Annotated in this window: 17 protein-coding genes; 9 read left to right on the forward strand and 8 right to left on the reverse strand. The window is 70.7% G+C overall.

Annotated features, from left to right (window positions below; translation table 11 throughout):
- Positions 1 to 61: 61 nt before the first annotated feature.
- The 8 genes from EFK50_RS20760 (at position 62) to EFK50_RS20795 (ending at position 10,665) form a co-directional block, all read left to right on the forward strand.
- Positions 62 to 2,188 carry a DUF6049 family protein gene (locus tag EFK50_RS20760; protein ID WP_148046251.1) on the forward strand — a complete coding sequence of 709 codons (2,127 nt, stop codon included), beginning with the start codon at positions 62 to 64 and terminating at the stop codon, positions 2,186 to 2,188.
- On the forward strand, positions 2,185 to 3,840 hold the full coding sequence (gene murJ / locus EFK50_RS20765) for a murein biosynthesis integral membrane protein MurJ (RefSeq protein WP_246004257.1): 1,656 nt from the start codon (positions 2,185 to 2,187) through the stop codon (positions 3,838 to 3,840). Before EFK50_RS20760 ends, murJ begins: the two co-directional genes overlap by 4 nt.
- A gap of 51 nt (positions 3,841 to 3,891) precedes the next feature.
- Positions 3,892 to 6,174 carry a protein kinase family protein gene (locus EFK50_RS20770; RefSeq protein ID WP_123229490.1) on the forward strand — a complete coding sequence of 761 codons (2,283 nt, stop codon included), beginning with the start codon at positions 3,892 to 3,894 and terminating at the stop codon, positions 6,172 to 6,174.
- Positions 6,171 to 6,833 (forward strand): RNA polymerase sigma factor SigM, encoded by a 663-nt coding sequence (gene sigM, locus EFK50_RS20775; protein WP_246004258.1) that lies wholly within the window; start codon positions 6,171 to 6,173, stop codon positions 6,831 to 6,833. The genes EFK50_RS20770 and sigM overlap by 4 nt, the downstream gene beginning before the upstream one ends.
- Complete coding sequence (locus EFK50_RS20780) at positions 6,830 to 7,747, forward strand: hypothetical protein (RefSeq protein ID WP_123229491.1); 918 nt, start codon at positions 6,830 to 6,832, stop codon at positions 7,745 to 7,747. The genes sigM and EFK50_RS20780 overlap by 4 nt, the downstream gene beginning before the upstream one ends.
- Before the next feature lie 201 nt (positions 7,748 to 7,948).
- On the forward strand, positions 7,949 to 8,911 hold the full coding sequence (gene trxB / locus EFK50_RS20785; RefSeq protein WP_123229492.1) for a thioredoxin-disulfide reductase: 963 nt from the start codon (positions 7,949 to 7,951) through the stop codon (positions 8,909 to 8,911).
- Positions 8,912 to 9,017: 106 nt separating this feature from the next.
- The gene (trxA, locus tag EFK50_RS20790; protein ID WP_123229493.1) at positions 9,018 to 9,344 is read left to right on the forward strand and encodes a thioredoxin; all 327 of its coding nucleotides are present in this window, start codon (positions 9,018 to 9,020) and stop codon (positions 9,342 to 9,344) included.
- A gap of 139 nt (positions 9,345 to 9,483) precedes the next feature.
- Positions 9,484 to 10,665, forward strand: coding sequence for an N-acetylmuramoyl-L-alanine amidase (locus EFK50_RS20795; protein ID WP_221177497.1), 1,182 nt, complete (start codon positions 9,484 to 9,486; stop codon positions 10,663 to 10,665).
- On the opposite strand, the gene EFK50_RS20800 is transcribed toward EFK50_RS20795, so the two are convergent.
- Both EFK50_RS20800 and EFK50_RS20805 read right to left on the reverse strand, forming a co-directional pair.
- On the reverse strand, positions 10,610 to 11,338 hold the full coding sequence (locus EFK50_RS20800; protein ID WP_123229494.1) for a GNAT family N-acetyltransferase: 729 nt from the start codon (positions 11,336 to 11,338) through the stop codon (positions 10,610 to 10,612). The two genes, EFK50_RS20795 and EFK50_RS20800, sit on opposite strands and share 56 nt — an antisense overlap.
- Positions 11,339 to 11,359: 21 nt before the next feature.
- Positions 11,360 to 12,577, reverse strand: a complete 1,218-nt coding sequence (locus EFK50_RS20805; RefSeq protein WP_123229495.1) for a pyridoxal phosphate-dependent aminotransferase — start codon at positions 12,575 to 12,577, stop codon at positions 11,360 to 11,362.
- 78 nt (positions 12,578 to 12,655) lie between these two features.
- Between EFK50_RS20805 and EFK50_RS20810 the strand changes: the two genes are divergently transcribed.
- Positions 12,656 to 13,429, forward strand: coding sequence for a lysophospholipid acyltransferase family protein (locus EFK50_RS20810; protein ID WP_123229496.1), 774 nt, complete (start codon positions 12,656 to 12,658; stop codon positions 13,427 to 13,429).
- Between the two features lie 81 nt (positions 13,430 to 13,510).
- Here EFK50_RS20810 and EFK50_RS20815 read toward each other — a convergent pair whose 3' ends face one another.
- The 6 genes from EFK50_RS20815 to yidD form a co-directional block, all read right to left on the reverse strand.
- Positions 13,511 to 14,452, reverse strand: a complete 942-nt coding sequence (locus tag EFK50_RS20815) for a ParB/RepB/Spo0J family partition protein (protein ID WP_123229497.1) — start codon at positions 14,450 to 14,452, stop codon at positions 13,511 to 13,513.
- The gene (locus tag EFK50_RS20820) at positions 14,449 to 15,423 is read right to left on the reverse strand and encodes a ParA family protein (RefSeq protein ID WP_342772492.1); all 975 of its coding nucleotides are present in this window, start codon (positions 15,421 to 15,423) and stop codon (positions 14,449 to 14,451) included. The genes EFK50_RS20815 and EFK50_RS20820 overlap by 4 nt, the downstream gene beginning before the upstream one ends.
- Positions 15,424 to 15,598: 175 nt before the next feature.
- Positions 15,599 to 16,249 carry a 16S rRNA (guanine(527)-N(7))-methyltransferase RsmG gene (gene rsmG, locus EFK50_RS20825; RefSeq protein WP_123229619.1) on the reverse strand — a complete coding sequence of 217 codons (651 nt, stop codon included), beginning with the start codon at positions 16,247 to 16,249 and terminating at the stop codon, positions 15,599 to 15,601.
- 13 nt (positions 16,250 to 16,262) lie between these two features.
- Complete coding sequence (locus tag EFK50_RS20830) at positions 16,263 to 16,823, reverse strand: Jag family protein (RefSeq protein ID WP_123229498.1); 561 nt, start codon at positions 16,821 to 16,823, stop codon at positions 16,263 to 16,265.
- Complete coding sequence (gene yidC / locus EFK50_RS20835; protein WP_123229499.1) at positions 16,820 to 17,827, reverse strand: membrane protein insertase YidC; 1,008 nt, start codon at positions 17,825 to 17,827, stop codon at positions 16,820 to 16,822. Before yidC ends, EFK50_RS20830 begins: the two co-directional genes overlap by 4 nt.
- Positions 17,828 to 18,151 (reverse strand): membrane protein insertion efficiency factor YidD, encoded by a 324-nt coding sequence (gene yidD, locus EFK50_RS20840; RefSeq protein ID WP_123229500.1) that lies wholly within the window; start codon positions 18,149 to 18,151, stop codon positions 17,828 to 17,830. It lies immediately after the preceding gene.
- Between the last annotated feature and the right edge of the window lie 8 nt (positions 18,152 to 18,159).

An 18,159-nucleotide genomic window follows, 5' to 3' on the forward strand; every position in this document is an offset into this window, starting at 1 on the left:
AGAAGGAGGCTCGGCGGACACGGGAGACAACTGTAGTGCCCGGACTGGTTAGCATCGCGGGGTGACTCTCCCCCACCCCGACGCCGGAATTCGTTCCGCGCGTGCGGGCGTGGCGGGACTGCTGGCGCTGCTGATCGCCACCCTGCTGCCGGTCCTGGCCGGCTCTCCGGCGCTCGCCGCCGATCCCGCCGCCGAGGCGACCCCGCTCACGGTGCGACTGGTCCGGATGACGCCCGCGGCCCTGCCCAGCAAGGGCAAGGTGGTCTTCGCGGGGACGGTCAGCAACGACTCCGAGTCGGCCTACACCGCGGTCAACCTGCACCCCTTCATGTCGAGCACGCCGATCCGGACCCGGGCCGAGCTGGCCACCGCCGCGGACTCGGATCCGGCGACCGACGTCGGCACCCGGCTGGTCGAGCCGGGGCAGTTCGCCGCGCTCGGCGACTTGGCCCCCGGGCAGACCGTCACCTTCCGGATCGCGCTGCCGGTCAAGGACCTGCCGGTCACCACCGGCACCGGTGAGGCGGGGGTCTACTGGATCGGCCTGCACGCGCTCGGCCAGGACCACAACGGCGTCCGCGAGGTGATCGGCCGGGCGCGCACCTTCATCCCGCTGGTCAAGGGCTCGCGGACGACCACGTTCGCGCTCGTCGTCCCGGTGCGCGAGCAGGTACGCCGGGACGCAGACGGCCGCGTCCTCGGCACCACCCGCTGGTCCGACGCCCTCGCGCCGACCGGTCGCCTCGGCCGGCTCGGCGGCTTCATCGCGTCGGCCGGCGGCCGGGCCGCGACGCTGCTCATCGACCCGTCCGTGCTGGACGCGGTGGCGGACCTGAAGGAGAAGAATCCGCCGCTCTCCCTCGGTGACGGCGAGCCCGAGGAGACCCCGAGTCCGTCGGCCACCCCCAGCCCGAACCTGTCCCGCTCGGTGAACCGGCTCGACCCGGCCGACCTGGCCAACGCCGACGCCTGGCTGTCGACGGTGACCGCGGCCGCGCGCACCCACACCGTGCTCGGCCTCGGGTACGCCGACCCGGACGTCTCCGCGCTCTCCCGCCGCCGCCCGTCGATGCTCGAGCTCTCCACCAAGCTCGCCGCCACCACCTTCGGCAACCTCGACATCGCCGCGGTCCCGGCGGTGGCACCGGCCGACGGCTGGTTGGCGCCGGACGCCCTGGAGCGGATCGCGCCGGAGTCGATGGTGCTGCTCTCCGACCAGGGCCGGACCCGCTACCGGCAGCAGTGGCGGACCGGCACCGACCAGGACCTCGTCTTCGCCGACGGCCAGGCCGCCAGCGGGGGTCCGGGTCCGACCGAGCCGACCGACGCCCTGGCACTGCGGCAACGGATCATCTCGGACGCGGCCCTGCGCAGCCGGACCGGTGCACCGGGACCGCTGGTGGTCGACCTGCCGGCGAACTGGGACCCGGGCCCGGCCTGGCAGCTCGCCGACTTCTTCACCGAGCTCGACACCGACTGGCTGGACCTGGTGCCGCTGTCCGGGTCGACCGACCTGTCCACGCCGACCTACACCGGCGACCTGCCGTACGCCGCGGACCAGCGCCGCGAGGAGCTCGGCACCGCGAACATCAGCGCCGCCCGCACCCTGGTGGTCACCACCAGCGCGCTCAACAACCTGCTGCGCTCGAAGAACACCGTCGGCCATGACCTCTCCGGGATCGCCCTGAACGCGGTCTCGCTGCACGCCCGCCGGGACGCGCGCAGCACCCGCGACCAGGTCGGCGCCACCAACGCCCGGATGCGGGCGACCCTGGGCAAGGTCCAGGTCCTCGGCACCGACTTCGTCACCCTCTCCGGCGGATCGGGAACGCTCGCGGTCACCCTCGTCAACGGCCTCGACCAGCCGATCACCGTCGGCGTGGAGCCGCGGGTGGGCTCGGCCGACGTCACCATCGAGTCCGCCAAGCCCCTGGAGATGGCACCCGGCCAGCGCACCGTGCTGCGCCTGAAGACCGAGGCCTCCCGGATCGGGGTCACCCAGGTCGTCCTCACCCCGGTCACCGAGAACGGCACCGCGATCGGCTCGCCGCTCACCTTCAGCCTGCGGACCAGCCAGGTCGGCAAGCTGATCTGGATCATCCTGCTGGCGGGCGGGCTGCTGCTGATCGTGATGATCGCGCGCCGGATCCGCCGCGCGGTCCGCGACCACCACTGGCGGCGCGCGTGAGCACGTCCGAGCAGCCGGAGGAGGAGCCGAAGGAACCGTCGGTCCTCGGGTCCAGCGCGCTGATGGCCGCCGGCACCGTGGTGTCCCGGCTCTCCGGCTTCGTGCGCGCGTCGCTCCTGGCCGCCGCGCTCGGCACCGGGTTGCACGCCGATGTCTTCAACATCGCGAACACGATCCCGAACATGCTCTACATCCTGCTCGCCGGCGGTGTCTTCAACGCCGTCCTGGTGCCGCAGCTGGTGAAGGCGATCCGGAACGACCCGGACGGCGGTGCCGCGTACACCAACCGGGTGATCACGCTGGCCGCGCTCTTCCTCGGCCTGGTCTCGATCCTGCTGGTGGTCGCCGCACCGTTGGTGATGCGCGTGCTCGTCGACCCGTCGTACTTCGACGCGTCCAACGCCGAGGCACGCGACTCGATGATCACCTTCGCCCGGTACTGCCTGCCGCAGGTCTTCTTCTACGGCATGTTCGTCCTGGTCGGCCAGGTGCTCAACGCCCGGCGCAGCTTCGGGCCGATGATGTGGGCCCCGATCGCGAACAACGTGATCTCGGTCGGGGTGCTGGTGATCTACCTGTTCACCATCGGCGTCGAGAAGGACGCGATCGGCTACTCCGCCGGCGCCGAGGCGCTGCTCGGGATCGGCTCGACGCTGGGCATCGCCGCCCAGTTCCTGATCCTGATCCCGTACCTCCGGCGCTCGGGCTTCACCTTCCGCCCGCGCTTCGACTTCCGCGGCAGCGGACTGGGGCTGACCTTCCGGCTCGGCGTCTGGACGGTCGCGTTCGTGATCGTCAACCAGATCGCGTACACGGTCGTGGTCCGGCTGGCCTCGTCCGGCTCGGCCGACGGCGGTACCGGCTACACCGTCTACTCGAACGCGTTCCTGCTGGTGATGGTGCCGCACGCGATCATCACCGTCTCGCTGGCCACGGCCGTGCTCCCCCGGCTGGCCGGGTTCGCGGTCGCCGACGACCTGCGCGGGCTGGCCGGCACCGTCACCTCGACGATCCGGTCGACCTACGCCCTGGCGCTGCCGGTGCTCGCGCTGATCCCGGTGCTGGCGCCGTACCTGGCCAGCCTGGTCTTCGGCTGGGGCGCCGCCGCGGACACCTACTCCGACTTCGTCCCGGCGCTCTCCTTCTTCGCGCTCGGGATCTTCTTCTTCACCAGTCACTACCTGGTGCTGCGCGGGTTCTACGCCCTCGAGCAGACCCGGCGGGTGTTCTTCATCCAGTGCGCGATCGCGGTGGTCAACATCGTCGCCGCGGTGGCGCTGACCCGCGGGGTCGACCCGGAGCAGACCGCTCCCCGTCTGGTGATCGCGTACGCGATCGCCTACGCGGTCGGTGCGGCGATCTCGTACCGGCAGCTGTCCGTCGTGCTCGGCGGACTAGGCGGCCGGGAGCTGCTCCGGTTCGCGGTCCGGATCGCGGTCGTGGTGGGACTCGCCACCGGCATCGCGTACGGCGCCCGCGAGGGACTCGAGCAACTCCTCGACGACACCTCCAAGGTCGCGGTCCTGCTCCGTCTCGCGGTGATCTCCGGCATCGGGCTGGGTGCCTACCTCGGACTGGCCCGGTTGTTCCGGGTCGCCGAGGTCACCGAGGTGACCGCGTTGGTGACGTCCCGGTTCCGGCGCCCGCGATGACGACGCGTCTACGATGGGCGCGGTCGCCGCACTCGAGGAGGGCGTGAGCAGGTGAACGACGTGCCCCCCAACCCGATCAAGCCCGGGCTGATGAGCCCCGGGACGATGCTCGACGGGCGCTACCGGCTCGAGGTGCTGCTCTCCGAGCACAACGGCGCCCGGTTCTGGCGTGCCACCGACACCGTCCTGGCCCGGAGCGTGGCCGTGCACGTCGTCGCCAGCACGGACTCCCGGGCTCAGGCCGTCCTCGCGGCCGCGCGGCACTCCGCCGGGATCAGCGAGCAGCACTTCCTGCGGGTGCTGGACTGCGACGACGTCGACGGCGTCACCTGGGTGATCAACGAGTGGGGTGAGGGCACCTCCCTCGACGTGATGCTGGCCCAGGGCACGCTGCCACCGATGCGGGCGGCGTGGCTGGCCCGCGAGGTCGCCGAGGCGATCGCCGCGGCGCACGCCAAGGGACTCGTGCACGGGCGGCTGAACCCGGAGGCGGTGCTGGTCACCGAGTCCGGCACCGTCAAGATCATCGGATTCGTCGTCAACGCGGCGTTCGACCGGCCGCGCTCCCCGGTCTCCCCGTACGGCGCGATCAGTGCCCGTGAGGCGGACGTGGTCGACCTGGCCGGGATCCTCTACGCGGCGCTCACCGGCCGGTGGCCGGGGGTTGCCCCGTCGGCACTGCCGCCGGCACCGCGGGAGGGGAGCCGGCCGCTGCGCCCGCGCCAGGTCCGGGCCGGCGTGCCGCGGACCCTGGACGCGATCTGCGACCGGGTGCTGCACAAGGAAGCCGCCCAGCACGTGATGCCGATCGAGACCGCGCACGAGATCGCCGCCGCGCTGAGCGACTTCGTCGGCGACCCGGCCGCGGTCGCGCCCGTCGACGTCCCGAGCATGCACGACGACCCCGAGGCGCCGGTTGCCCCCGCACCTCCCGCGCCGCCGGTAGTCGCGCCTGGCGTCGCACCGCTGGCCGGCGAGCCGGAAGCGTCGGCCGACGAGCCGGGAGCCACGGGCGGAGCCGCCGCGGCCGCGCCCGGCGCCGTGCCGGGAGCCAGCGTGCCGGAACGGTCCGCCGGCGAGCCGGGAACCACGGACGGAACCGCCGCGGCCGCGACCGGCGTCGTGCCGGGAGCCGCGCTGGGAGCCGCGCCCGGAGCCAGCGTGCCGGAACCGTCCGCCGCCGAGCCGGGAACCACGGACGGAACCGCCGCGGGCGCGCCGGGGGCAGTTCCCGCGACCGGCGCCGCCCCGTCGCCCGGGGCAGCTGCACCGCCGGCAGCTGCACCGCCAGCCGCCGCACCGCCAGCCGCAGCTTCCGCGGCTGCGTCGGCAGACGCGGCCCCCGAGGCGGCAGCTCTCGACGGGGCAGCGCCCGTCGGGGCCGAGTCCGACGCGCCCGGTGAGGCGGACAAGCCCCGCGGTCCGACCCCGGCCCGGATGCCGACCCCTCCTGCCGCCGTACCGGACCCGCGGGTCCCGACCGACCCGGACGCGACGATGGCCGCCCCGGCCCCGTTCTCCCCGTCGGGCATCGAGCTCCTGGAACCGGAGGAGTGGGAACCGGCCCCGCCGCCGCCCCCGTTCGAGCTCCCCGAGGCCCGACCGCTCTTCGCCTCCGAGGAGCGCCGGGTCCCGCCGGGTGCGCCGACCCTGCCTCCGCCGGACTCGGCGAGCTGGCCCTACGAGGACGAACCAGCCCCGTACGTCGCTCCCCCGCGCCGGCGCTCCCGGCTGCGGATCGTCCTGGTGGTGGCGATGCTGATCGGCCTGATCGCCGCCGGCTACGTCGGCTACCGTTCCGCGACCGACGACCCGAGCACCCCGAAGCGGCCCGCCGCCACACCGACCACCTCGGCACCGCCGACGCCGGTGATCACCGGATCCCCGCTGCCGATCGTGGCGGTCGGCGACTTCGACCCCGAGGGCGATCCGCCGGAGGAGAACCCGAAGCAGGCGCCCCTCGCCATCGACGGCAAGCCCGCCACCGGCTGGCGGACGAGCGCGTACACCCAGGCCGACCTCGGCGGTCTGAAGAGCGGTGTCGGCCTGGTCCTCGACCTCGGCAAGGACCGCGACGTCGGCTCGGTCCAGGTCGACCTGGTCGGCGTACCGACCTCGCTGGAGCTCTGGGCGACCCCGCCCGGGGTGACCGACCCTCCGCTCGAGCTGGCCGACGCCGAACGGAAGGGCGGGCTCACCGCCGACAACGACAGCGCGATCATCCGTCTCGACGCCAACACCCGGACCCGGTACCTGATCGTCTGGCTCACCGGGCTCCCCAAGGTCGGCGACGAGTTCCGCGGCCAGATAGCCGAGATCACGGTCCGCTCGTGACCGCCGGACTGCCCGAGCTGGACGACCGCGCCCTGCTGGCCGCCCACGGTGCCGGCGACCCGGACGCCTTCGGGGTGCTCTTCACCCGCCACCGGGACCGGCTCTGGGCGGTGGCGCTACGCACCACCGGCAGCCCGGAGGACGCCGCCGACGCCCTGCAGGAGGCGATGATCTCGGCGTTCAAGCGAGCCGCGGACTTCCGGGGCGACGCCCAGGTCACCACCTGGCTGCACCGGATCGTGGTGAACGCCAGCCTGGACCGACTGCGCCGCAACAAGGTCCGTGCCGCGCAGCCGCTGCCCGACGACCTCGAGGACTACGCGAGCCGGGGCGCGGTGATCGGCTCCGAGGCCGCCGCCACGGACCCGGCCACGGCGGCTGTCCGCGCGGACCAGCGGGCCGCCGTCCTGGGCGCTCTGGCCGAGCTGCCCGCGGACCAGCGCGCTGCCCTGGTGCTCGTCGACATGGAGGGCTACCCGGTCGACGAGGTGGCCAGGATCCTCGGCTGTCCGACCGGAACGGTGAAGAGTCGCTGCGCCCGGGGCCGACGGCGCCTGCTCGGTCTGCTGGCTGAGACCGGGATCACCGGAACCGCTCCGGGCACCGGTGCGTCCGATCAGGGAACCGATCGAGCCTCGACTGGAGGAGGTGCACGATGACCGATCACGAGGATCCGTCCCTCGACGCCGACTTCGACGACCCCGCGTACGACGAGCTGCGCGGCCTGCTCGCGGCTGCGCGCCTCGACGCCCCGATCCCGGCCGAGGTCGCCGCGCGCCTCGACGACACCCTGGCCGAGCTCACCGCGGACCGCCGCCCGGCCGCGGGTCTGCGTGCGGTCGAGACGGCCGACCCCGAAACCGGCCCCGAAGCCGACCCCGAAACCAACCCCGAAACCAACCCGGTCGCGGTTCCGCTCCGGCGCCGGTCCCGGCTCGCCCCTCGACTGCTCGTAGCCGCCGCGGCGGTCGTGCTGGTGGGTGCGGGCGGCGTCGGCGTGAACCAGGTCCTCAAGAACTCCGCCGACTCGGGCAGTCCGGCTGCCGGCACAGCGGCGAAGGATGCCCCGAGGGTCACGGCGGACGCCCCTGAGGTAGCGCCCCAGCAGACGCCCGAACCTGCAAGTGGCAACGGAGCACTCCTCGACGGCGTGACCTCGTCCAAGGCCGACGCGGCCGGGTTCAATTTCTCCTCGGCACGGTTCGAGACCCAGGTGGACGCGTTCTTCGGCAGTACCGACGTCGCCGGGCGGGCTCCGGACCAGGACCGGGGCGACAACGCGCCCAGCAACGGCGGTTCGGCCGCGGAGGAGCAGCCGATGCCGGCGCCCACCAACCCGACCCCGCGCGCCCGCACCTCGGACGGCCTCTCGATGCTCAACAAGGAGCTCAACGGCTACTCAGCCACCGTCTGCCCCGGCCCGGCCGACCCGGGCGGCGACGTGCTGCCGATCCGGCTCGACGGCAAGCCGGCGGCCCTGGTCGTCGGCCCGTTGGTCGACGGATCCCGGCTGGTCCGGGCCTGGTCCTGCGACGGCACCGCCGTCCTGGCGTCGGCCTCGATCGACCGCTGAGCCCGGACCTAGCGGCGGACCGGGCACGACCCGGGCGCGACCCGGGCACGGTTCTGGGTGGACTACCCGCTGGGACGGGTCGTGCCGGGGAATGCGGTATGCCTACGATCTGTTCTGGCAACAGCTGATCGGCACCCGCGCACCGCGGCGCCGGCAGACCCAGATCGACCACCGAAGACCGACTAGCAGAGCAGGCAGCAGATGTCCGAGACCCGCAACGTGATCATCATCGGCTCCGGCCCGGCCGGCTACACGGCCGCTGTGTACGCCGCCCGCGCCAACCTCGCGCCCCTGGTCTTCGAGGGCGCGGTCACCGCCGGCGGCGCCCTGATGAACACCACCGAGGTGGAGAACTTCCCCGGCTTCCGCGATGGCATCCAGGGCCCGGCGCTGATGGACGAGATGCGCGCCCAGGCCGAGCGCTTCGGCGCCGAGCTGGTCGCTGACGACGTGATCGAGGTCGACCTCACCGGCGACATCAAGGTCGTCAAGACCGAGGAGGGCACCTTCACCGCGAAGGCCGTCATCCTCGCGATGGGCTCGGGCTACAAGAAGCTCGGCAACCCCGACGAGGACCGGCTCTCCGGCCACGGCGTCTCCTGGTGCGCGACCTGCGACGGCTTCTTCTTCCGCGAGCAGCACATCGCCGTGGTCGGCGGCGGCGACTCGGCCGTCGAGGAGGCCACCTTCCTGTCCCGGTTCGGGTCCAAGGTCACCCTGATCGTGCGGCGCGACGAGCTGCGGGCCTCGAAGATCATGGCCGAGCGCGCGTTCGCCGACCCGAAGATCGAGATCGCCTGGAACTCCGCGGTCGAGACCATCCACGGCGACGAGAAGCTCACCGGCGTGACCCTGAAGGACACCGTCACCGGCGAGACCCGCGAGCTCGACGCCACCGGGCTGTTCATCGCGATCGGCCACGACCCGCGCTCCGAGCTGCTGCCCGGCCAGGTCGACCTCGACGACGAGGGCTACGTCCTCGCCGAGGGGCGCAGCACCCGGACCAACCTGCCCGGTGTCTTCGCCTGCGGCGACCTGGTCGACCACACGTACCGCCAGGCGATCACCGCCGCCGGCAGCGGCTGCGCGGCCGCCCTGGACGCCGAGCGCTACCTGGCCGACCTCGAGCACGCCTCGGCGACCGCGGTCCCGGCTACAGTCTGAAGCGGCCCCGTCGCGACACTGATCTTCGGTGGCGCAGGACGGAAGATTTGTCGCCGCTCGCGTGTTCAATCAGAGCAAGCCCCATCCGAGACAACGAGGAGCAACCATGGCCAACCTTCAGGCCGTCACCGACGCCGACTTCGAGGCCGAGGTGCTCAAGTCGGAAACCCCCGTGCTGGTCGACTTCTGGGCCGAGTGGTGCGGTCCGTGCCGCCAGGTCGCCCCGATCCTGGACGAGATCGCCGCTGAGAACGAGGGCAAGATCCGCCTGGTGAAGTTGAACGTCGACGAGAACCCGGTGACCCCGGCGACGTACCGCGTGACCGGCATCCCGACGCTCAACGTGTACCAGAACGGCGAGGTCGTGAAGCAGATCGTCGGCGCCAAGCCCAAGGCTGCCCTGCTCCGCGAGCTGGCCGACATCCTCGGCTGAGCGTCGCCCCGCACCATCCCGCGCGCGCTCGGAGCCCCGATCCGGTATCGGACTGGTGCTCCGGGCGCGCGATCTGTTTCAGTTGTCCTGCGACCGGGAAGTCTTCGGCGGTTGCCACCAGTCGAGAGGGGAGTACTGCGTGAGCACGATCGTCGGCACTGGTGACACGGGTCCCGCAGTCACGCAGATCGTCGGCCTGCTCGCCCACCTCGGTCTGATCGACGGAACCGACCTCCCCGCGTCGTACGACGACCGGGTCGAGCTGGCCGTTCGTACCTTCCAGCAGCAGCGCGGCCTGCACGTCGACGGCGTCGTCGGTACGGCGACCTTCCGCCGCCTCGACGAGGCCCGCTGGAACCTCGGTGACCGGATCCTGACCCACCTGCCCGGCAACCTGATGGCCGGGGACGACGTCTTCGCGTTGCAGCGACGCCTGCTCGAGCTCGGCTTCAAGGTGGGCCGGGTCGACGGCTACTTCGGCGCCGAGACCGAGGCCGGGCTGCGCGACTTCCAGCGCAACGTCGGCATCCCGGCGGACGGCACCTGCGGTCCGTTCACGCTCCGCCAGCTCGCCCAGCTCGCGCCGATGGTGAGCGGCGGCGCCCCGAACGCGATGCGCGCCCAGGAGCGGATCCGCAACGCGGGGCCGCAGCTCGGCGGCAAGATCGTGGTGATCGACCCGTCCCCCGGACAGCACCTGCCGCCCGAGTACGCCGAAGCCGCGGCGGAGATCGTGCACGACCTCGCGGCCCGGATCGAGGGCCGTCTGGTCGCCACCGGCGTCCAGGCCTTCCTGACCGCGTCACGGGCCGGTCGGCACCGAGCGGTCGCCGTGGACGCCGAGGTCATCGAAGAGGTCGAGCGGGCCGCCTTCGCCAACCGGGCGAATGCGCACCTGTCGATCTCGCTGGCGGTCGACGCCTCCACCAACCCCGATGCCTGCGGCGTCGCGACGTACTTCTTCGGCTCGGAGAAGCACCACACCCGCTCCTCGACCGGCGAGCGGTTCGCCAGCCTCGTCCAGCGCGAGATCGTCGCGCGTACCGATCTGGTGGACCTGCGCTGCCACGCCAAGGCCTGGGACTTCCTGCGCCGGACCCGGATGCCGGCGGTGCAGCTGGACGCCGGCTACCTCTCCAACACCGGCGATGCCCGGCGGCTGGCGGACCCGGGCTTCCGCGACGTCCTGGCCGAGGCGGTCGTGGTCGCGGTGCAGCGGTTCTACCTGAGCCCGGAGACCGACGCGCACACCGGCGTGCTCCGGGTCAGCGAGCTCCGACAGGCCCTGGGGTCGCCCCGGGGCGCGGACCTTCCGCACTGAGCAGACCGCGCGTCGCTGAACCGCCCGCCTCACGGAACGGCACGCCGCGCGGGGACGGGTGCGGGGCGGGTTGCCTCGCGGGTCGTTTCACCACCTCGAGCAGACGCCCGGCTGCGACCTCGAACTCCTCGCGCCAGGTGATCGTGCTCCGCAGGTCCATCCGCATCCGCGGGTAGCGCGGGTGGCCGCGGTGCGTCTTGAACCCGACCGCGAGGAGGAAGTCCACGGGAAGCACGCAGACGTCGGCACGGGGCCGGTGCGCGCCGAAGGTCTCCACCGCGCCGATCCCGCCGTGCTTGATCAGGTCCTTGGCCATCGACTGGATCAGCACCCGGCCGAGGCCCTGGCCGCGGAACTCGTCGTCGACGTACAGCTCACCGAGCAGGACCGCGTCGGTGCTCACCGGCGCAGTCGCGAACCCGTCGCCACCGGGAAGGTGCAGGGCGGGCGCCCAGATCACGTGCCCGGCTGGCACGCCGTCCACCGAGACGACCCGGCCGACGGATCCCCAGTCGCGGAGCATCCCCGACAGCCAGGCGGCCTTCTCCTCGGCCTCGTGGCCGCGGATCCGACCGCGCCGTACGGGTTCGAGCTCCCAGAACGTGCACGTGGCTCCGTGCCCGGGCAGGCTGCCCAGGTTGTCGAGCGTGAGCCGGTCGACCTTCCGTGCCACAGCACCGATGGTACGTCGACGCTACCGTCGCAATGTGCTCAGGAAGTCGGCGATCCGCCCGATGCCCTCGGTGAGCTGGTCCATGTCCGGCAGCGTCACCAGCCGGAAGTGGTCCGGCTCGAACCAGTTGAACCCGGTGCCGTGGGTGACCAGGATCTTCTTGGCCCGGAGCAGCTCGATCACGAACTTCTCGTCGTCGTCGATGCCGAACATCTCGGTGTCCAGCTTGGGGAAGCAGTAGAGCGCTCCCCTCGGCTCGACGCAGGTGACTCCGTCGATCTCGTTGAGCATCGCGGTCGCCGCCTTGGCCTGCTCGTAGAAGCGCCCGCCCGGCACGATGTACTCGTTCACCGACTGGTACCCGCCGAGCGCGGTCTGGATCGCGTGCTGGGCGGGGACGTTGGAGCACATCCGCATGTTCGCCAGCAGGGTCAGGCCCTCGAGGAAGTCCGACGCCATGTGCTTGGGCCCGGAGACCATCACCCAGCCCGCCCGGTAGCCGCAGACCCGGTAGGCCTTGGAGAGGCCGCTGAAGGTCAGGCAGAGGACGTCCTCGCCGGCGTAGGTGGCGCTGTGGTGGTGCACCGCGTCGTCGAAGAGGATCTTCTCGTAGATCTCGTCGCTGAAGACGACGAGCTCGTGCCGGCGGGCGATGTCGATCAGACCCTTCACGGTCTCCTCGCTGTAGACCGCGCCGGTGGGGTTGTTGGGGTTGATGATCACGATCCCGTGGGTGTTCGGGGTGATCTTCGATTCGATGTCCTCGAGGTCCGGGTTCCAGCCGTTCTCCTCGTCGCACCGGTAGTGCACCGGGGTGCCGCCGGAGAGCGTCACGGCGCCGGTCCACAGCGGGTAGTCCGGAGCCGGCACCAGGATCTCGTTGCCGTCGTCCAGGAACGCCTGCAGCACCAACGTGATCAGCTCGGAGACACCGTTGCCGATGAAGACGTCGTCGACCTGGGTGTCGGTCAGGCCGCGGCCCTGGTAGTACTGGGCGACGGCCGTCCGCGCCGAGTAGATCCCGCGGGAGTCGGAGTACCCCTGCGCGTCCGGCAGGTTGTGGATCATGTCCGCGACGATCGCCTCCGGCGCCTCGAAGCCGAACGGCGCCGGGTTGCCGATGTTGAGCTTGAGGATCTTGTGACCCTCGGCCTCCAGGCGCTGTGCCTCGACCAGGATCGGACCGCGGACGTCGTACCGGACGTGTTGGAGCTTGCGGCTCTGGACGATGGGGCGCATGGGGCAAGTCTGGCAGATCGCCGACCGCCGTCGCCTGGGGATATCTGCCCGTGAACGGTCCTCCCGTAGGGTTCGCCCATGCGAGATCTCAGCTACCCGGTCGTCATCGCGGCCGCCAAGACCTGGTTCAAGGTCGGGGCCATCGACATCCGGATGACCGGGATCGAGAACATCCCCGAGAAGGGCGGTGCGCTGCTCGCGGTGAACCACCTCTCGTTCGTGGACTACGTGATGGCCGGCTTCCCCGGCGTCGAGCGCGGCCGGCTCACCCGGTTCATGGCGAAGAAGGAGATCTTCGACCACGCGATCGGCGGTCCGGTGATGCGGTCGTTCCACCACATCGCGATCGACCGGGGTGCCGGCCAGCAGGGCATGGCGAAGGCGCGCGAGTACCTCGACGCCGGCGAGCTGGTCGGGATCTTCCCCGAGGGCACCATCTCGCAGAGCTTCGAGCTGCAGCCCTTGAAGACGGGTGCGGTCCGGATCGCCGCGGATGCCGGCGTCCCGTTGGTCCCGATCGTCGTCTGGGGCACCCAGCGCTTCCTGACGAAGGGCAAGCCGCGCGACTTCAAGCGCCACAAGACGGTCGGGATCGAGGTCGGCGAGCCGCTGCACCCGAAGCCCGAGGACAACGCCAACCAGGTCACCGCCGAGCTCCAGACCCGGATGCAGGCGATGCTCGACCGGCTGATCCGCAGCCACCCGCAGGAGGAGCAGCCCCCGGGCTCCTGGTGGCTGCCGGCCTCGTACGGCGGCTCGGCTCCGACCCCCGAGGAGGCGGCCGCGATGTACGCCGAGGAACGTCGCCTGCGTGCGGAGCGGAAGGCCGCGAAGAAGCGTAAGAGCTCCTGACGAGCCTCTGACCTGCGCTTTCGCACTGGATCTCTAGAGTTATCTATTGCTTTGTCGACTTATTGATAAGTCGCTTAAGTACTAGATAGGCCTGTCGTCACGGTTGCGGGGATCGATCACACCGACGATCCGCTGGAGGTCGCCGAGCGAGGCGAACTCGATCGTGATCCGGCCCTTCGACTTCCCCATCGCCACCTTCACCCGGGTGTCCAGGCGATCCGACAGCCGGTCGTTGAGCTCGGCCAGTCCCGGCGCCGTCGGACGGTTCGCCTTGAACCGAACGGTCTCGCCGTCATCACTGCCACCACCGACCGCGACGATCTCCTCGAGGCCGCGGACCGAGATTCCCTCCGCCACGACCCGACTGGCGAGCCGGTCCTGAGCACCCGCGTCGGTCACACCGAGAAGGGCCCGAGCGTGGCCGGCCGAGAGCACGCCGGCGGCGACCCGGCGCTGGACCGCGGGCGAGAGCTTCAGCAGCCGGAGCGTGTTGCTGATCTGCGGACGGCTGCGGCCGATCCGGGTCGAGAGCTCCTCGTGGGTGCACCCGAAGTCGTCGAGGAGCTGCTGGTAGGCGGCCGCCTCCTCCAGTGCGTTGAGCTGAGACCGGTGCAGGTTCTCCAGCAACGCATCCCGGAGCATGTCGTCGTCTTCGGTCTGGCGGACGATCGCCGGGATCGCGGTCAGCCCCGCTTCGGTGGTGGCGCGCCAGCGCCGCTCCCCCATGATCAGCTCGTACTGCCCGTCGCCCACGGTGCGGACGACGATCGGCTGCAGCAGGCCGACCTCCTTGATGGAGTGGACGAGCTCCGCCATCGCCTCCTCGTCGAAGACCTGGCGCGGCTGCTTGGTGTTGGGCCGGATCGCGCTGATCGGCAGCTCGGCGAAGTAGGCGCCGGCGACGGTCTCCTGGGGCTGGGCCACGGCCACCGCCCCTGCGGCTGCTTCCTGCTCCGTCGGCTCGGGCTGGGTCGGGATCAGCGATCCCAGTCCGCGCCCGAGTCCACGCCGCTTCTCACTCATGCACTTGCTCCCTTGATCGCCATCTCGCGCGCCGCCTCCAGGTAGCTGAGCGCTCCCGGAGATCCCGGATCGTATGTCATCACGCTCTGGCCGTAGCTGGGCGCCTCGGAGACGCGCACCGACCGCGGGATGGCGGTTCGCAGTACCTGGTCCTTGAAGTGCTCCCGGACCTCCTCGGCGACACCGGCCGCGAGGTTGGTGCGGGCGTCGTACATCGTGATCAGGATCGTGCTGATCGACAGCTCGTGGTTGAGGTGCTGCTTGACCATCTCGACGGTCTCGATCAGCTGGCCCAGCCCCTCGAGCGCGTAGTACTCGGCCTGGATCGGGATCAGCATCTCGACACCGGCGACCAGCGCGTTCAGGGTGAGCAGCCCGAGAGAGGGCGGGCAGTCGATCAGGACGTAGTCAAGACGGTCCTCGTCCTGGCTGCCGATCAACGGGTACGCCGCCAACGCCTTCTTGAGCCGCGATTCGCGGGCCACCACGCTGACCAACTCGATCTCCGCGCCGGCGAGGTCGATGGTGGCCGGGACGACGAACAGGCCCGGAAGGTCCGGGTGCTGCTGCACGGCGTCCGCGAGCGGCATCCCGTCCACCAGCATGTCGTAGGACGACGGAGTCCCCCGCCGGTGGTCGACAGCCAGAGCAGTTGACGCGTTGCCCTGAGGGTCCAGGTCGACGACGAGCACTCGCTGCCCGCCCTGGGCGAGCGCCACCGCAAGGTTGACGGTCGACGTCGTCTTGCCGACGCCACCCTTCTGGTTGGCGACGACCATGACCCGGGTGGCCGCCGGCCGGGGCAAGGGGTCCTGGAAGTTGACGCTCTCCCGCGCGCGCAGCTCGGCCTCGATAGCACGGGCGAGCGGAGTCGTCTGGTCTCCGTACGCCGTCGGAGCGGCGTCGAGATCCGCGGCGGTTCGTACGGACGGCGGTACTGACGACGGTGCAACGTGGTCCGATTCGGCCACGCCTTCCTTCTCGTTCAACAGGACTCCTGAGGCAATGTTTCACGTGAAACAGACCCGAGGGCCTGTGGATAACTTGGTTGGATCTGTGGACAGTCCCGCTCGGCGGTCCGTCAAAGTCGGTGGATAACTCCCCGGGTGATGCCAGGGCGGATTCGCTCGAACAGGGGTGATCCGGTCATCGCTTGACGATCCGGACCACGCGCACCGGGGTCTCCAGGAGGCCTGTGCCGAGTTCGATGACGCCTTGGACCTGACCCTTCTCCTTGCCGATGACCTTGGCTGCATCCGCGACCTCGGTCTCCGCAGAGGAGCCTTTCATGGCTAGGAACGACCCGCCAGACCTCACCAGCGGCAAAGACCACCGGCTCAGCCGATCCATGGGCGCAACCGCCCTCGACGTGACTACGTCGAAGGTCGCCACGCCATGCAAGTCCTCGGCGCGACCGCGGCGTACCCGGACGTTCTTGAGCGCGAGGATCCCGACCGCCTCCTCGAGGAAGGTCGTCCGCCGGAGCAGGGGCTCGACGAGCGTGACCATCAGATCAGGACGCCGGATCGCCATCACCAGTCCTGGGAGGCCGGCTCCGGAGCCGATGTCGCACACCGAGGCACCCTGGTCGACGGCGTCGGTCACGACCGCGCAGTTGAGCAGGTGCCGATCCCAGAGACGCGGAACCTCACGCGGCCCGATCAACCCCCGGACGATTCCATCGGTCGCCAGCAGCTCGGCGTACGCCTCGGCTGTGGGGAGGGATTGCGAAAACACCCTCCGCGCCACGTCCGGCGCGGAGGGTGAGTTCGAGGTATCGGGATCCGTTGGTTTCACGTGAAACACCGCATCAAGCGGGGAGGACCACCACGCAGCGACGCGGCTCGACGCCTTCGGACTCGGACTTGAGACCGGCGGCGGCCACCGCGTCGTGGACGACCTTGCGCTCGAACGGGGACATCGGCTCCAGAGTCACGGACTCGCCGGACTCCTGGACCTCCGCCACGACCTTCGCCGCCTGCTCCTCCAGCGCCGCCCGGCGGGCAGCCCGGTGGCCGGAGACATCGAGCATCAGCCGAGACCGCTCACCTGTCTCCCGGTAGACCGCCAGCCGGGTCAACTCCTGGAGCGCGTCCAGCACCTCGCCGTTGTCACCGACCAGCTGCGGCAGGTTCGCTCCCACGATGGAGACGGTGGCGCGGTCACCCTCGACGTCCATGTCCAGGTCGCCGTCGAGGTCGGCGATCTCCAGGAGCTCCTCGAGGTAGTCGGCCGCGATCTCACCTTCCTGCTCGAGGCGCTTCACCCGGGGAAGACGCTCGGAGCCCTGGTCGGTGGCCTCGACGTCGACGACGGTCTCGTCCACAGCGACGTCGTCGGCCAGGGTCTCGGTGTCAGTGGTCTCGCTCATTCGGAATCTCCCTGCTCGGTGCTGTCGCCCTGCGGCGATGGGTTCTTGGGTGCCTGCGCACGGCGCTGCTGGCGGGACTGCTTCTTGGGCTGCTGACGCTGAGACGGCCGGCGGTCCACCACGGGCTCCTCCACCGCAACGGCGCTGTCGGCGCCGGGAGCAGGCAGGCCCTTGGCCTTCGCCTTGGCTTCGTCCCGCAGCTGCTTGGCGCGGGCGGCCTCGGTGTTGGGAGCCGGGTTGTTCCGGATCACGTAGAACTGCTGGCCCATCGTCCACAGGTTCGACGTCGTCCAGTACAGGAGAACGCCGATCGGGAACGCGATACCGCCGACAGCGAAGACCAGCGGCAGCACGTAGAGGAGGAGCTTCTGCTGCTGGGCGTACGGACCGGACAGCGCGTCGGCCGGCATGTTCTTGCTCATCAGCTGGCGCTGGGTGAGGAAGGTGGTGGCGGTCATCGCCAGCACCAGGATGATCGCGATGATCTGAACCGTGGAGTTGCCGTCCGAGTTCAGGAACGTCGAGGAGATCTCGCCGCCGAAGAGCTTCGCGTCAGCGAGCTGCTTGGCGCGGTCGTCACTCAGGACACCGTGGCCGTTGCCCTTCTTGGCCGCCTGGTCCAGCAGCCGGAAGAGCGCGAGGAAGATCGGCATCTGCACGATCAGTGGCAGGCAGGAGGAGAACGGGTTGGTCCCGGTGTCCTTGTAGAGCGCCATCGTCTCCTGGGTCAGGCGCTCACGGTCGTGGCCGTACTTCTTCTGCAGCTCCTTGACCTTGGGCTGGAGCAGCTGCATGTTCCGGCTGGACTTGATCTGCTTGACGAACAGCGGGATCAGCGCGGCCCGGATCACCAGCGTCAGGCCGACGATCGAGAGTGCCCAGGAGACGCCGGACTCCGGCCCGAAGACCGAGCCCCAGAGCTCGTGCCAGCCGACCAGGACCACCGACACCACGTAGTACAGCGGCGTCATGATGAAGCTGCCGATATCGCCGAGGAAACCCACTCAGACTCCTTGAGTCGTGTTCACGGACCCAGCGGACGCTGGGGTCATGTCGATCGAAAGTTCGCTGTGGTCGTGCTGGGTGCGGGCCTTGGTCGCCTTCGCAGGCACCGGGTCGTACCCGCCGGCCGCCCACGGGTGGCACGAGGCAACTCGACGTACGGCCAGCCAGCTGCCCTTGATCCCGCCGTGCACCGAGACCGCTTCGAGCGCGTACGCCGAGCAGGTCGGGTGGTAGCGGCAGACCTGGCCGTAGAGGGGGCTGATCGCGAACCGGTAGCCCTTGAGGAGACCGATGAGGATCCACCTCAGAGGCGAGAACCGCATCCATCCCT

This window comes from Nocardioides marmoriginsengisoli (assembly GCF_003725695.1).
Taxonomy (GTDB): Bacteria; Actinomycetota; Actinomycetes; order Propionibacteriales; family Nocardioidaceae; genus Marmoricola; species Marmoricola marmoriginsengisoli.